At 72.5% G+C, this 14415-nt stretch carries 10 protein-coding genes and 2 pseudogenes; 7 read left to right on the forward strand and 5 right to left on the reverse strand.

Going from position 1 to position 14415, the window contains the following annotated elements:
* Window positions 1–77 precede the first annotated feature (77 nt).
* Window positions 78–2366, forward strand: coding sequence for a 1,4-alpha-glucan branching enzyme (glgB, locus tag ACF06X_RS20525; RefSeq protein ID WP_392288689.1), 2289 nt, complete (start codon window positions 78–80; stop codon window positions 2364–2366).
* Window positions 2367–2426: 60 nt separating this feature from the next.
* Here glgB and ACF06X_RS20530 read toward each other — a convergent pair whose 3' ends face one another.
* Window positions 2427–4661, reverse strand: a complete 2235-nt coding sequence (locus ACF06X_RS20530; RefSeq protein ID WP_392288690.1) for a HelD family protein — start codon at window positions 4659–4661, stop codon at window positions 2427–2429.
* A 132-nt stretch (window positions 4662–4793) separates the two neighbouring features.
* Here ACF06X_RS20530 and ACF06X_RS20535 point away from each other — a divergent pair.
* Both ACF06X_RS20535 and ACF06X_RS20540 read left to right on the forward strand, forming a co-directional pair.
* Window positions 4794–5330 (forward strand): annotated as a pseudogene (locus ACF06X_RS20535) (DUF6817 domain-containing protein); the annotation flags it as partial.
* Window positions 5331–5369: 39 nt separating this feature from the next.
* Complete coding sequence (locus ACF06X_RS20540) at window positions 5370–5828, forward strand: S1 RNA-binding domain-containing protein (protein ID WP_392289031.1); 459 nt, start codon at window positions 5370–5372, stop codon at window positions 5826–5828.
* Window positions 5829–5836: 8 nt separating this feature from the next.
* On the opposite strand, the gene trxA is transcribed toward ACF06X_RS20540, so the two are convergent.
* The 3 genes from trxA to ACF06X_RS20555 all read right to left on the reverse strand — a co-directional run bounded on the left by trxA (window position 5837) and on the right by ACF06X_RS20555 (window position 7512).
* Window positions 5837–6178 (reverse strand): thioredoxin, encoded by a 342-nt coding sequence (gene trxA / locus ACF06X_RS20545; protein ID WP_392288691.1) that lies wholly within the window; start codon window positions 6176–6178, stop codon window positions 5837–5839.
* Window positions 6179–6182: 4 nt separating this feature from the next.
* Complete coding sequence (locus tag ACF06X_RS20550; protein ID WP_392288692.1) at window positions 6183–6575, reverse strand: MerR family transcriptional regulator; 393 nt, start codon at window positions 6573–6575, stop codon at window positions 6183–6185.
* Window positions 6576–6648: 73 nt separating this feature from the next.
* Window positions 6649–7512: a nitroreductase/quinone reductase family protein gene (locus ACF06X_RS20555; RefSeq protein WP_392288693.1), complete on the reverse strand. Its 864-nt coding sequence runs from the start codon at window positions 7510–7512 to the stop codon at window positions 6649–6651.
* A 130-nt stretch (window positions 7513–7642) separates the two neighbouring features.
* Between ACF06X_RS20555 and ACF06X_RS20560 the strand changes: the two are divergent.
* Window positions 7643–8363 (forward strand): annotated as a pseudogene (locus ACF06X_RS20560) (aldo/keto reductase); the annotation flags it as partial.
* Window positions 8364–8471: 108 nt separating this feature from the next.
* A complete protein-coding gene (locus ACF06X_RS20565; RefSeq protein ID WP_392288694.1) occupies window positions 8472–9938 on the forward strand; it encodes a glycoside hydrolase family 16 protein in 1467 nt (488 codons plus the stop codon).
* 293 nt (window positions 9939–10231) lie between these two features.
* Here ACF06X_RS20565 and ACF06X_RS20570 read toward each other — a convergent pair whose 3' ends face one another.
* A complete protein-coding gene (locus tag ACF06X_RS20570) occupies window positions 10232–11602 on the reverse strand; it encodes a cation:dicarboxylate symporter family transporter (protein WP_392288695.1) in 1371 nt (456 codons plus the stop codon).
* 228 nt (window positions 11603–11830) lie between these two features.
* Here ACF06X_RS20570 and ACF06X_RS20575 point away from each other — a divergent pair, with 228 nt between their 5' ends.
* Both ACF06X_RS20575 and ACF06X_RS20580 read left to right on the forward strand, forming a co-directional pair.
* Entirely contained in the window at window positions 11831–13486 is a 1656-nt protein-coding gene (locus ACF06X_RS20575; protein WP_392288696.1) for an ATP-binding protein, read from the forward strand.
* A complete protein-coding gene (locus ACF06X_RS20580) occupies window positions 13483–14178 on the forward strand; it encodes a response regulator (RefSeq protein ID WP_392288697.1) in 696 nt (231 codons plus the stop codon). Before ACF06X_RS20575 ends, ACF06X_RS20580 begins: the two co-directional genes overlap by 4 nt.
* Window positions 14179–14415 lie beyond the last annotated feature (237 nt).

Consider the following 14415-nt stretch of genomic DNA (forward strand, 5'->3'; position numbering starts at 1 on the left):
TACGCCGTTGCGGTTGCGTGGGAACCGGCGCGTTTTCCTCAGCCCACCCTTCCGAACCCCTTGCAGGAGGCATCCCCGTGACCGCCCGATCCGCACGCAAGACGGCAGTGCCCCCGACGAAGACGCCCGGACCCCGGGCCGAGGCCAAGCCGGACAAGACCGCGGAGCGCGTACGGAAGGCGCCGCCGCTCGACGCCGGCGACCGGGCACGACTCCTCGCGGGCGAGCACCACGACCCGCACGGCCTCCTCGGCGCCCACCCCGTCCGCGGCGGAGTCGCGATCCGGGTGCTGCGCCCGTACGCCCGTGAGGTCACCGTCCTCGCCAAGGGCAGGCGAACCACGCTGCACGACGACGGCGACGGGTTCTTCTCCTGCCTCCTGCCCCTGCTCCGCAAGGTGCCCGAGTACGAGCTGCGGGTCCGCTACGACGGCGAGGAGATCCCGGTCCACGATCCGTACCGCTTCCTGCCCTCCCTCGGCGAGCTCGACCTCCACCTCATCGGCGAGGGCCGGCACGAGGAGCTGTGGAAGGCGCTCGGCGCGCGGCCGATGATCCACCAGGGCGTGGCCGGCACCCGCTTCACGGTCTGGGCACCCAACGCCCGGGGCGTCCGGGTCAGCGGTGACTTCAACTACTGGGACGGCACCGGCCTGCCGATGCGCTCGCTCGGCGCGACCGGCGTGTGGGAGCTGTTCGTGCCCGGCATCGGCGAGGGCGCGCTCTACAAGTTCGACATCGCCCGGCCCGACGGGTCCCACACCCTGCGCGCCGACCCGATGGCCCGCCGCACCGAGTGCCCGCCGAACACGGCCTCGGTCGTCACCGACTCGTACCACACATGGGGCGACGCCGAGTGGATGGCGAGCCGCGGCGCCCGGCCCCACCATGAGGCCCCGTTCTCCGTCTACGAGGTCCACCTGCCGTCCTGGCGGCCGGGGCTCACGTACCGGCAGCTGGCCGAGCAACTGCCCGCCTACGTCAGCGATCTGGGCTTCACGCACGTGGAGTTCATGGCCGTCGCGGAGCACCCCTTCAGCGGCTCCTGGGGCTACCAGGTCACCGGCTTCTACGCGCCGACCGCCCGGATGGGCACGCCCGACGACTTCAAGTACCTGGTCGACTCCCTGCACCGGGCCGGGATCGGCGTCCTGATGGACTGGGTGCCGGCGCACTTCCCGCGCGACGACTGGGCGCTCGCGGAGTTCGACGGCCGGCCGCTGTACGAGCACGAGGACCCGCGCCGCTCGGCGCACCCCGACTGGGGAACCCTCGAGTTCGACTACGGCCGCAAGGAGGTACGGAACTTCCTGGTCGCCAACGCGGTGTACTGGTGCGAGGAGTTCCACCTCGACGGGCTGCGGGTCGACGCCGTCGCCTCGATGCTCTACCTCGACTACTCGCGCGAGAACGGCGAGTGGCTGCCGAACGAGTTCGGCGGCCGGGAGAACCTGGACGCGGTCGCCTTCCTCCAGGAGATGAACGCGACGGTGTACCGGCGCTGCCCCGGGGTCATCACCTTCGCCGAGGAGTCGACGGCCTGGGACGGTGTCACCCGGGCCACCGACCAGATCGGCCCCGGCGGCTTCGGCGGCCTGGGCTTCGGCATGAAGTGGAACATGGGGTGGATGCACGACTCGCTGGGCTATGTGTCCAAGGAGCCGGTGCACCGGAAGTACCACCACAACGAGATGACCTTCTCGATGGTGTACGCGTACAGCGAGAACTACATCCTGCCGATCTCCCACGACGAGGTGGTGCACGGCAAGCAGGCGCTGGTCTCGAAGATGCCCGGCGACTGGTGGCAGCAGCGCGCCAACCACCGCGCCTACCTCGGCTTCATGTGGTCCCACCCCGGCAAGCAACTCCTCTTCATGGGGCAGGAGTTCGCCCAGGGTGCCGAGTGGTCGGCGGAGCACGGACCGGACTGGTGGCTGCTCGACCCGTCCTACGGCGCGGCGGCGGACCACCGGGGGGTACGGGACCTGGTGCGGGATCTGAACACGGTGTACGGCCGGACCCCGGCGCTGTGGGAGCGGGACACCGCGCCCGAGGGCTTCCAGTGGGTGGTGGGGGACGCGGCCGAGGACAACGTCTTCGCCTACCTCCGCTTCGACGCGGAGGGCTCGCCGCTGCTCGCGGTCTGCAACTTCTCCCCCGTCGTGCGGCACGACTTCCGGCTGGGGGTCCCGGACACGGTGGCGGCCTGGGCGGAGGTCCTGAACACGGACGCGGCGCGGTACGGCGGCAGCGACGTGGTCTGCGCCGACCCGGTGAAGACCGAGTCGGTGCCGTGCCACGGCCGCACGGCGAGCGTACGGATGACACTGCCGCCGCTCGCGACGGTCTGGCTGCGGCCCGCCTGAGCGGCGACGGACCGCGGGGGCCCGCCGCACGGCGGGCCCCTAGGGCGGTTCCGGGAGTGATCAGGCGGCCGGGCGGATCACGCCGAGCCGCTGGGTGGCCCGGGTCAGCGCCACGTACAGGTCGTTGATCCCGTGGACGGCGCCGGCCCTCACGGCGTCCGGGTCGACGACGAGGACCGTGTCGAACTCGAGCCCCTTCGCCTGCCGGGGGTCGAGCAGCACCACCGGACGGGTCAGGTCCGGGGCGGGCCCGTACGAGGCCTCCGGCAGCGCGGCCGTGAGCGCCGGGTGCAGCTCCGGCGGGGCGATCACGGCGAGCCGGCCCTCGGCGCGCAGCTCGGCGGCGACCGCGTCGGCGGTTTCCTTCACCGGATCGTCGACGGTCCGCTCCCAGGGCTCGACGCCCGTGGAGCGGACGGAGCGCGGCGGCTGGAAGCCGGGGTCGGCCTCGCGCCGGACGTCGGCGGCGACCGCCATGATCTCGGCGGGGGTGCGGTAGTTGACCCCGAGACGTACCAGCTTCCAGCGGTCCTGCACGTAGGGCGCGAGAATCTCCTCCCAGGAGCCGACGCCGGCCGCGTCCCCGGTCTGGGCGGGGTCGCCGACCAGGGTCATGGAGCGGGTGGGGCTGCGCCGCATCAGCAGCCGCCAGGCCATCGCCGAGAGCTCCTGCGCCTCGTCGACGATGATGTGGCCGAAGGCCCAGGTGCGGTCGGCGGCGGCGCGTTCGGCGGCGCTGCGGTGGTCGGCCTCCTCGTGGCGCTCGGCGAACCGCTCGGCGTCGATGATGTCGTGCGCGGAGAGGACCTCCGAGGCGTCCTTGTCCTGCTCCTCCTTGTCCTCGAACTCGTAGGTGCGCGAGGCGTAGGAGACGTCGAGGACGCCCTGCGCGTACTGGATCTGCCGCTGCCGCTCGGCCTCCTGGGCGGCGCGGGCGGCGGAGTCGTCCTCGCCGAGGAGTTCGGCGGCCTCGTCGAGGAGCGGCACGTCGGCGGGGGTCCACTCCCCTCCCTCGCGGCGGACGGCCGCGGCGTCCTCCTCGGAGAGGTGGGTCGGCTCGGCGAGGTAGTCGGCGAGGAACTCCTCCGGGGTGAGCGGCGGCCAGAGGGTGTCGATGGCGGCGTGGACGTCCGGGTTGGCGGCGACGCCCTTGGCGAGCAGGGCGATGTCGTCGGGGCCGAGGAAGTTCGGGCCTCCGTAGGGGTCGGCGCCGATGCGGTCGGCGAGCTGTTCGGCGAGCGCGTCGAGCAGGTTGAAGACGAAGTAGGGCCGGGCGAGGTTGTGCGGCAGGTGGGTCTCGCGGGCCTTGTGGCGGGCTTCGAGGGCCATGTCCCAGTCGATGACGAGGTCGCCGTCGTCGTGCGCCACGATCAGCGGCTCGCCGCGCTCGGGGACCTGCTGGCGGTCCCGTACGGCCAGGGCGAGGGCCTCGGCCATGGCGGCGTCGCCCTTGACGGCGGCGGCGCGCGGGGTGTCGGTGCCGGTGGCGTGGACACCGGGGAACAGCTCGCCGGGGGTGGCGAGCAGGACGCCGGTCTCGCCGAGGGAGGGCAGGACGTTGCCGATGTAGCCGAGGAAGGCGGGGTTGGGGCCGACGATCAGGACGGCCCGCTTGGCGAGCTGCTCGCGGTGCGCGTACAGGAGGTACGCGGCCCGGTGCAGCGCCACGGCGGTCTTGCCGGTGCCGGGGCCGCCCTCGACGACGAGGACGCCCTGGTGCGGGGCGCGGATGATGCGGTCCTGCTCGGCCTGGATCGTCTGCACGATGTCGTGCATCCGCCCGGTGCGGGCGGCGTCGAGGGCGGCGAGCAGCACCTCGTCGGCGTCCCGGTTCTCATAGCCGGTCCGGGTCTCGTCGGTGAGGTCGAGGACCTCGTCGTGGAGGGCGGTGACCTCACGCCCGTGGGTGGTGATGTGCCGGCGGCGGCTGAGCCCCATCGGCTCGTACCCGGTGGCGAGGTAGAAGGGGCGGGCGACCTCGGCGCGCCAGTCGACGACGAGGGGCGTGCGGTCGGCGTCGTCCTTGCGGATGCCGATCCGTCCGATGTGATGGTCGCGGCCGTCCCGGAAGACCAGCCGTCCGAAACAGAGCCCGGTCTCCCCCGCGTTGAACGCGGCGAGCAGCCCGGACTGTTCGGCCACCATCACGTCCCGCTCCAGCCGCCCCTGATTGCCGACCCCCGGGGTGCGCAGGGCCTGGTCGACGGCCGCCTCGGCCTCGTCCCTCAGGTCGTCGAGTCGTGCGTAGAGCTCGGTGATGAATTGCTGCTCTTTCCGAAATTCCTCGGTTGACAATTCGACTCCCGGCGCGATACAGTGCGTTTATTGAATACCTCCGCGTCTCCGTCATGCGATGACACGGAATCCATGAATATACGCGATGAACGACCCCGACTGCTCATTCTAGTCGGGGTATTTTTGTGCGCCATGGGGAGAGTTGCGGCATTCACGGCGGCGCGCGATCTGCTGATCGCGCGAGGGGCGGACGGAATCGAGCACCCGGGCGGCACCTTGCTCGCCCACCTCGACCGGGTCGAGGCCCGGCTGGCGGGCTGGGGCGCGCGGGACGCCCTGCGGCTGGCGGGCCTGTGCCACGCCTTCTACGGTACGGACGGATTCGCCCAGGGCCTGCTGCCGCTGGAGCGGCGTGAGGAGCTGGCCGCGGCGATCGGGGCGGAGGCCGAGGAACTCGTGTACTCCTATGCGAGCTGCGACCGGGAATTCTCGTACGCGGGTCTTCGCGAGGCGGACGGGCCCTTCCGGGACCGGTTCACCGGTGCGGTGCTCACCCCGACGCGGCCGCTACGGGCGGACTTCGCGGAGCTGACGGCGGCCAACGAGCTGGATCTGGCGGTGGTGAATCCCGAGCTCCGCGCCCGGTGGGGCGGCCCGCTGCTGCGGCTCTTCACCCGGTGGCGTCCCCTCCTGAGCGAGGCGGCCTTCGCGGACGCGCGGGAGATCCTGACTCTGAGGGGGGCGGAACGTGAGGCGTTCCTGGACGGCCTGGAGCGCGGCGACGTCCGCGTCGGCGTCGTCTCGCGCATCGCGAGCTTCCATGTGACCTTCGTCGAACTGGGCGGGGTGGAGGGGATGATGAACATCCCCGAGGTGTCCTGGGGGTTCTACGACGTGCCCGGCGACGTCATCGCCGAGGGTCAGGAACTCGCCTTCGAGGTCCTGGCCGTCGACCGGAGCCGGGACCGGATCTTCCTCTCGCTCAAGGCGCTGGAACCCGACCCGCTGGCCGCCTTCGCGCGCGGCGGGTTCGGTGGCGTCCGGACGGGACGCGTCACCAGGACGGTCCCCTCCGGCGTCTTCCTGCTCGTCGCCGACGGCGTCGAGGCCTACGTCGACGCGGCCGACCTCGACGGCGGGTCGCCGCGCGCCGGGGACGAGCTGACCTTCGAGGTCACGGGCGTCAACCGGCTCACCCGACGCGTCCGGATCACCCTGCGCGGGTGAGAAACCCCCTAGGCGGGGGCCAGGACGTCCTCCAGTTCCTGGAGGAGGCGGCGCTTCGGGCGGGCGCCCACCATCGACTTCACGGGTTCGCCCGCCCGGAACACCATCAGTGTCGGCGTCGCCATCACGCCGTACCGGAGTGTGACCTCCGGGTTCCTGTCCACGTCCAGCTGGACGATCTTCAGCCGGTCCGCCTCCTCCTCGGCGACCGCGCCGAGGACCGGGGCGAGCTGGCGGCACGGGCCGCACCAGTCCGCGGTGAACTTCACCAGGACCGGCAGCCCCGCCCCCAGGACCTCGGTGTCGAAGTCGGCGTCGGTCACCGTGGTGACCCCCTCCACCCGCATCATTCCGTCATCCTCCGAGTTCGCATGTGGGTTCCGGGCCGCCCGGCAGTTCCGCCTCGGCCCGCAGCAGCTGCGCGGCGACCTGCGCGCGCACCGCCTGGAGCTGCTCGACGAGCGCGTCGAGCTCCCCGAGCTTGCGCCGGTACACGGCGAGCGAGGCCGGGCAGGCGTCGCCCGCCGGGTGGCCCGCCCGCAGGCACTCCACGAACGGCCGCGTCTCCTCCAGCTCGAACCCGAAGTCCTGCAGGGTCCGGATCTGTCGCAGCAGGCGCAGGTCGTCCTCGTCGTACGTGCGGTAGCCGTTCTCCGTGCGCCGGGCGGCCAGGAGGCCACGGGACTCGTAGTAGCGCAGAGTCCGCGTGGTCGTCCCAGCCCGCTCGGCCAGCTCGCCGATTCGCATGCCTGGAAACGTACGCCTTGACGCCGACGTCAAGGCAAGTGAGGACGGGGCGGTCCGCTCCCCCTCCGTCCCGTCAGGCGCTGTCGCGCAGCAGCGGGACCACCTGCTCCTCCTCGTACGCGAAGTGGGTCTCCAGCTCCCCGCGGAGCCGGTCGAAGTCCGCGCGCAGCGCCCCTGGCTCCGCCTCGTCGAGGCGGGCGAGCAGGGTCTGGAGGTCGTCCAACGCGCGCCCGACCGTGGCGTGCTCGGCCTGGAGGCGGGCGAAGACCCCGGCCTTCTCGGGATGGACGCGGGCCAGGTACGGGAAGAGGCCGGCGTCCTCCCCGCCGTGGTGGACGGCCAGCGCCGAGCAGAAGGTCAGGCAGTGGCGGCGCAGCTCCACGGTGAGTCCGGGGGCGGTGCGGGAGCCGAGGCCCTCGGCGAGGGCGGCGAGTTCGGAGCGCAGCCAGTCGTGGATCTTGATCAGCTCGTCGGCGAGGGCGTCGAGCCGGTCCGGTGGGGTGTAGGTGTCCTCGGGGACCCGGTAGAGGGCGACGACCGGGATGATCCGGTCGGTGGCCTTCTGGTAGTCGGCGTAGCCGGGGGCCGCCGCGACGACCTTGGCGAAGAGCCGGTCGCGCTCGGCGCCGGTGGCGGCGACGGCGGTGGCCCGCCAGGTCTCGGTGCCCAGCTCCACGGTGACCGTGGGGTTCACCAGGATGTTGCGGTACCAGTCGGGGTGGCGGTCGGAGCCGCCAGCCGAGCCGGTGACCAGGAGCCGGTCGCGACCGTCCTCGTCCCGGTCCTCGACGAAGCCGAGCGGGGTGGTGTGGTCTTTTCCGGACCGGGCGCCGGTGGTGGTGAGGAGAAGGAGCGCCCATCCCTCGAAGGGGCCGCCGAGTTCACCGGCGTTGGTGCGGAACTCATCAATGATTCGTGAATTGAAGTGGAGAGGCAAAAGCCGTCCCTACGGTCCTCTTGCCTCCATGCCTCCGCTTTCCAGCGCGGACCGGCACGCGACGCGAGTTCCTTCATCCCACCGGCACCGGCGCCGGGTTGTCAAGGGCGGTTCTCGGCGGGAGCGCCCTGCGCCGGGAGGAGGGGTTCGCGTCGTGGCACGGGCCCTGGCGTCGTACGGCGGCCGAACGGACGACGTGCTCGTGGCGACGAAGGGCGGCCGGGGGCGTACGGCCGACGGCGGCTGGACCGTCGACGGCCGCCCCGCGCACCTGCGGCGGGCGGCCGAGGCCTCGACGCGCCGGCTCGGTGTGGGCGCGATCGGGCTGTACCAGCCGCACAAGCCCGACCCGGACGTCCCGTACGCCGAATCGCTGGGCGCGATACGGGAGTTGCTGGACGCCGGGACGATCCGGCCGGCCGGGATCTCGAACGTGGACGTGGAGCGGATCGGCCTGGCCCGGCGGGTCCTGGGCGAGCGGCTGGTCTCCGCGCAGAACCGGTACTCGCCCGAGGTGCGGACCGCCGAGGCGGAGCTGCGGCGCTGCGCGGAACCGGGTCTCACCTTCATGCCGTGGAGCCCGCTGGGCGGGATCTCGCGCAGCTCGCTGGACGGGGCGTCGGCCCTGGAAGGAGACCCCGGGGAGGAGCACCGGCGGTTCGGGGGGTTCCACCGGGTGGCGCGGGCGGCGGGGCGTCAGCCCGCAGCGGGTGGCGCTCGCCTGGCTGCCGGCGCGCTCGGAGACGGTGCTCCCGATCCCGGGTGCGAGCCGGCCGGAGACGGTACGGGACTCGGCGGCGGCGGCCGAACTCGTACTGGCGGCCGAAGAGTTGGCCGAGCTGAGCGTTTGACATCCGAAGGCACGAGCCCCATTGACGGGGCCCGTGTCTCCGACTACAAAAGCTGCCTGAGAGCGCTCTCAACCCCCCTCGCGCACCATCCTGACCGGAGGTGTCCCCATGAGCCGCGTCCGACGCACCCCCCTCCTCGCCTCGCTCCTCGCCGCCGCACTCGCCGCCGGCGCCCTGCTCGGCCTCGGCGGAGCCGGCAGCGCCAGCGGCGCCGTCCCCCCGGCCCCCGGCTGGTCGCTCCAGTGGAGCGACGACTTCAACGGCCCCGACCGCGCCCTGCCGAACGCCGCCGACTGGCAGATCGACACCGGCCACGGCTACCCCGGCGGCCCCGCCAACTGGGGCACCGGAGAGATACAGAACTACACGTCGAGCCCCGACAACCTGCGCCTCGACGGCACCGGCAACCTCCGGATCACCCCGCTGAAGGACGGTGCGGGGAACTGGACCTCGGCCCGCATCGAGACGAAGCGGGCCGACTTCAAGGCCCCGGCGGGCGGGACCCTGCGCATCGAGGGCCGGATCCAGATGCCGAACGTCACCGGTGACGCCGCCCTCGGCTACTGGCCCGCCTTCTGGGCGCTCGGCGCGCCCTACCGGGGCAACTACTGGAACTGGCCGGCCATCGGCGAGTTCGACATCATGGAGAACGTCAACGGCGTCAACTCCGTCTGGGGCGTGCTGCACTGCGGGGTGAACCCGGGCGGCCCCTGCGGCGAGACCACCGGCATCGGCGCCAGCCGTACGTGCCCCGGCGCGAGCTGCCAGTCCGCCTTCCACACGTACCGCTTCGAGTGGGACCGCTCGGTCTCCCCCAACGAGCTGCGCTGGTACGTGGACGACCAGCTCTTCCACAGCGTGAACGAGACCCGGGTGGGCGCCCAGGCCTGGGCCGACATGACGAGCCACGCGGGCTACTTCATCCTGCTCAACGTGGCGATGGGCGGGGCCTTCCCGGACGCGCTGGCCGGGAAGACGCCGACGGCCGCGACCGTCCCGGGCCGGCCCATGCTGGTCGACTACGTGGCGGTGTGGACGAGGGGCGGCGGTTCGACGACCACCCCGCCGCCGACGACCACTCCCCCGCCGACGACTCCTCCGCCCTCGGGTTCCTCGCAGCTGTATCTGCGGACGGGCGGCGGCGCCGGGGACGCGGCCGCCGCGGCGACGGTGTCCCTGGCCTCGGCCGGTGGCGCCAACCACGACGGCACGCCCGTCAATCCGCAGGTCTTCACCTCGGGACCGATCACGCGGACGTACAACGGCGGCTCGACCCAGTTCGACCTGTCCGTCGACGCCGGCTCGGTCGTGGCCAACGGCCAGCAGGTGCGGGTCAGTTACGACCGCACCGGCGACGGCAGCTGGGAGCGGGTGGAGACGTACCAGTACTTCGCGACCGATCCCGTACCGGGCTACGAGCACTACACCCAGGCGAGAGGCCTGAAGTCCGCCACCGGGAGCCATGGGGACCTGATGAACGGCCGGGTGCGGATCGAGGTGTGGAACGCGATCGGGAACGGGCCGAGCACACTCGGCGTCGGCGACCGGTCGGTGGTCCGGATCCCCTTCTCCTGACCGCCCCGTCGTGACGAGCGACGACCCCGGCCGCGAGAGCGGCCGGGGTCGTCTCCGTTCCCCGAGGCCCGGATCCGGCTCAAGGCCCGGGACTCGGGGCGGTCTGGGTGGCGCGGGGCGGCGAGGCTGAAGAGGCCGCGAGGGCGCGGGGCGCTCGGCCCGGGGCGCGAGGCCGCGAGGCGCTCGGCCCGGGGCGCGAGGCCGCGAGGCGCTCAGCCCGGGGCGCGAGGCCGCGAGGCGCTCAGCCCGGGGCGCGAGGCCGCGAGGCGCTCGGCCCGGGGAGCGAGGCCGTGTCAGACGCCCGCGCGGGCCTTCGCCTCGTCGTCCTCGGCCCGCTGGTCCGGGAGGGGCGACTCCTCCTCCGCCGACGCCGGACCGTGGTCGTCGACCAGGGTCTTCTCGTCGAAGGGGACCTTGCCGGCCAGGACCTCGGAGACGCGGGCCTTGTCGATCTCCTTGGTCCAGGTGCCGACCAGGACGGTGGCGACCGCGTTGCCCGCGAAGTTGGTCAGGGCGCGGGCCTCGCTCATGAAGCGGTCGATGCCGACGATCAGGCCGACGCCGTCGACCAGCTCCGGCCGGTGGGACTGGAGGCCGCCGGCGAGGGTCGCCAGACCCGCGCCGGTCACGCCCGCCGCGCCCTTCGAGGCGATGATCATGAAGACGAGGAGGCCGATCTGCTCGCTCAGCGAGAGCGGGTTGCCCATCGCCTCGGCGACGAAGAGCGAGGCCATCGTCAGATAGATCGCCGTGCCGTCCAGGTTGAAGGAGTAGCCGGTGGGCACGGTGATGCCGACGACCGGCTTGCTGACGCCCAGGTGCTCCATCTTCGCGATCAGCCGCGGCAGCGCCGACTCCGAGGACGAGGTGGAGAGGATCAGCAGGAACTCGCGGCCCAGGTACTTCAGGAGCGCCAGGATGCTGACCCCGGCGACCAGCCGCAGGAGCGCGCCGAGCACCACGAAGACGAAGAGGGCGCAGGTGACGTAGAAACCGATCATGATGACGGCGAGCGACTTCAGGGCGTCGACGCCGGTCGCGCCGACGACGGCCGCGATGGCGCCGAACGCGCCGACCGGCGCCGCCCACATGATCATGCCGAGGATGCGGAAGACCAGCCGCTGGATGTGCCCGATGCCCCGCAGGACGGGCTCACCGGCCTTGCCCATCGCCTGGAGCGCGAAGCCGGCGAGGAGGGCGACGAGGAGGGTCTGGAGGACCTCGCCCTCGGTGAACGCGGAGACGAGGGTCTTGGGGATGATCCCGAGCAGGAAGTCCACGGTGGACTCACTGGCCCCGTCGGCCTGCTTGGCGCCGGCCTCGGCGACCTCCTTGGTCAGGTGGAGGCTGGAGCCGGGCTCCAGCAGGTTGCCGACGACCAGGCCGATGGCGAGGGCGACGGTCGACATCACGAGGAAGTACCCGAGCGCGAGTCCGCCGACGGCGCCGACCTTGGCGGCCTTCCGGACCGAGCCGACGCCGAGGACGATCGTGCAGAAGATGATCGGCGAGATCATCATCTTGATCAGGTTCACGAAGCCGGTGCCCAGCGGCTTCAGCTCGACGGCGACGCCCGGCGCCACGAAACCGACCGTGATGCCGAGCACCACCGCGCCGATGACTGCGAGATACAGGTAATGGGTACGGTCCCGTTGTGCGGCCACGGGGTCCTCCTCGTGCTGATGGGTGTCCACGTCCCGGTGGATCCCCGCGACTATCCATCAGCCTGTGAACCGGGTCACCGTTGCGTTCCTTTCGTTCACACACGGACCGGGAAACGGAGCGGGAAGCGGAGTGGGAAAAGGCCCGCGGCCGAGGAAATCCGGGAACGATCGGGCACGATTCGGGAACGGCATTCCTCGGTGCGAATTCCGGCAGGCACACTTACCGGCATGCGCATTCCGTTCCCCCGGCCCCGCAGCCTCGCCGGCCAGCTCTTCGCGATGCAGGTCGTGCTGGTGGCCGCGATCGTGGCCGGGTGCGCCGTCTTCGCGTACGTCACCGACCGCGCCCAGGCCGAGGAGACCGCGCGCCGCCAGTCCACCGCGACCGCGACGGCCGTCGCCGAGTCCCCCGCGGTGGTGGAGGCGGCCCGCTCGGCGGACCCGACGGCGCTGCTCCAGCCGTACGCCGAGTCGCTGCGGCACCACTCCGGTGTCACCTTCGTCGTGATCATGGCGCCGGACGGGACGCGCTGGACGCATCCGGAGCCGGCGGAGATCGGGCGTACGTACCTCGGTCACATCGAGCCCGCGCTCCAGGGGCGGACCTTCTCCGAGACGCATCTGGGCGTCCTCGGCCCCTCGGTCCGCACGGTCGCGCCGGTGGTCGCCGACGGCCGGGTGATCGCCCTGGTCAGCGCGGGCATCACGATCGAGAGGATCAGCGCGCAGGTACGGGAGCAGGTCACGGCCCTGCTGGGGATGGCCGGGGCCGCGCTGGCGCTCGGCGGCGTCGGTACGTACGTCATCAACGCCCGGCTGCGGCGGCACACGCACGGCATGAACGCGGCCGAGCTGAGCCGGATGCACGACTACCACGAGGCGGCGCTGCACGCGGTGAGCGAAGGGCTCGTGATGCTGGACGGGCAGCGGCGGATCGCGCTCATCAACGACGGGGCGCGGGAGCTGCTCGGCCTCGACGCGACGGTGGTGGGCAGGCCGGCGGCCGAGCTGGGGCTGCCGACCTCGCTCACCGGTGCGCTGCTCTCCTCGGAGCCGCGGGTGGACGAGCTGCATCTGACGGTCGACCGGGTGCTCGTGGTCAACACCAGGCCCGTGGTCGGCGGGGAACGCAGAGGTACGGTCGTCACGCTCCGGGACCGTACGGAACTCCAGGCGCTCTCCGGCGAGTTGACGTCGGAGCGAGGATTCACGCAGGCGCTGCGCTCCCAGGCCCACGAGGCGGCGAACCGGCTCCACACGGTCGTCTCGCTGATCGAGCTGGGGCGGGTGGAGGAGGCGGTCGGCTTCGCGACGGCGGAGCTGGAGCTGGCCCAGGCGCTCACCGACCGGGTCGTCGACGCGGTCGGCGAGCCGGTCCTGGCGGCGCTGCTCCTCGGCAAGGCGGCGCAGGCCAACGAGCGCGGCGTGGAGCTGGTCCTGACCGAGGACAGCCGCATCGACGACGGCCTGCTGCCGCCGGCGATCCCGTCCCGGGACCTGGTCACGATCCTCGGCAACCTGATCGACAACGCGGTCGAGGCGGCGAGCGGCACGCGTCACCCGAGGGTCACGGTCACCGCCCTGGCGCGGGACGGCGAGCTGCTGATCCGCGTCGGCGACTCGGGGCCCGGGGTGGACGAGGACGACGCGGAAGCGGTCTTCGAGCGCGGCTGGTCCACGCACGGGCCGGGCCGCGGTCTCGGTCTCGCCCTGGTCCGCCAGGCGGCGAGCCGGGCGTCGGGCACGGTGACGCTGGCCCGCTCCCCGGAGGGCGGCGCGGAGTTCACCGTACGGCTGCCGCTGACGTCGCCTTCCCCGTCCGCGCCCTCCCCCGGCGTGGCGGCTTCGGCGACCGCCGGGACCGGAGCGGAGGTGGCCGTATGAGCGACACCGGCGATGCCATCCGGGTGCTGGTCGTCGAGGACGATCCCGTCGCGGCGGACGCGCACGCGCTCTACGCGGGGCGAGTGCCGGGCTTCGTCGTCACCGGGGTCGCCCACTCCCGGGCCGCCGCCGGGCGGCTCCTCGACCGCACGCCGGTCGATCTGATCCTCCTCGACCTGTACCTGCCCGACGGCCACGGCCTCCAGCTGCTCCGGTCGCTCCGCGCCGCCGGGCACTCCGCCGACGTGATCGCCGTGACGTCCGCCCGTGATCTCGCGATCGTGCGCGAGGGGGTGTCCCTCGGGGTGGTCCAGTACGTGCTGAAGCCGTTCACCTTCGCGACCCTGCGGGACCGGCTCACCCGCTACGCCGAGTTCCGGGCCACCGCGGGTGAGGCCTCGGGCCAGGACGAGGTGGACCGGGCGCTGGCCACCCTGCGGACCCCGCAGCCGGCCTCGCTGCCCAAGGGGCTGAGCGCGCCCACCCTGGAGGCCGTCACCCGGACCCTGCGGGACGCGCCGTCCGGTCTCACCGCGGCCGAGGCGGGGGTCGCCGTGGGGATCTCGCGGATCACCGCCCGCCGCTATCTGGAACACCTGGTCACGGACGGGCGGGCGGCGCGGGCGCCGCAGTACGGACAGATCGGCCGGCCGGAGCTGCAGTACCGGTGGATCACGACGATGGGCCGCTGACCGGATCCGAGGCGGGGCGACGGCGAGCGGCGGCCGGAGACCGAGACCGAGACCGCAGAGCGGACACGGGTGACCGGTCACCGAACGCGACGGAGATCATTACGCAATGCTACCGACCGGTTCCGACGTTTCTACGAGTTATGGCCTTGGGTGAACGCACTGTAGCCAGCTGTCACGTTCCGCATCTACCGTGTGGAGGGTGCAACCCTCCCCTCCCTCCCCTCCCTTCAACGCCCT

Origin of the sequence: Streptomyces sp. NPDC015346 (assembly GCF_043078785.1) — a bacterium.
Lineage (GTDB): Bacteria > Actinomycetota > Actinomycetes > Streptomycetales > Streptomycetaceae > Streptomyces.

Bases quoted from the DNA above. Each gene is read 5' to 3' on its own strand.
- ACF06X_RS20550 (WP_392288692.1), bottom strand. From the start codon at position 6,575: ATGCGAATCGGCGAGCTGGCCGAGCGGGCTGGGACGACCACGCGGACT.
- ACF06X_RS20565 (WP_392288694.1), top strand. From the start codon at position 8,472: ATGAGCCGCGTCCGACGCACCCCCCTCCTCGCCTCGCTCCTCGCCGCC.
- ACF06X_RS20575 (WP_392288696.1), top strand. From the start codon at position 11,831: ATGCGCATTCCGTTCCCCCGGCCCCGCAGCCTCGCCGGCCAGCTCTTC.
- ACF06X_RS20580 (WP_392288697.1), top strand. From the start codon at position 13,483: ATGAGCGACACCGGCGATGCCATCCGGGTGCTGGTCGTCGAGGACGAT.
- trxA (WP_392288691.1), bottom strand. From the start codon at position 6,178: ATGATGCGGGTGGAGGGGGTCACCACGGTGACCGACGCCGACTTCGAC.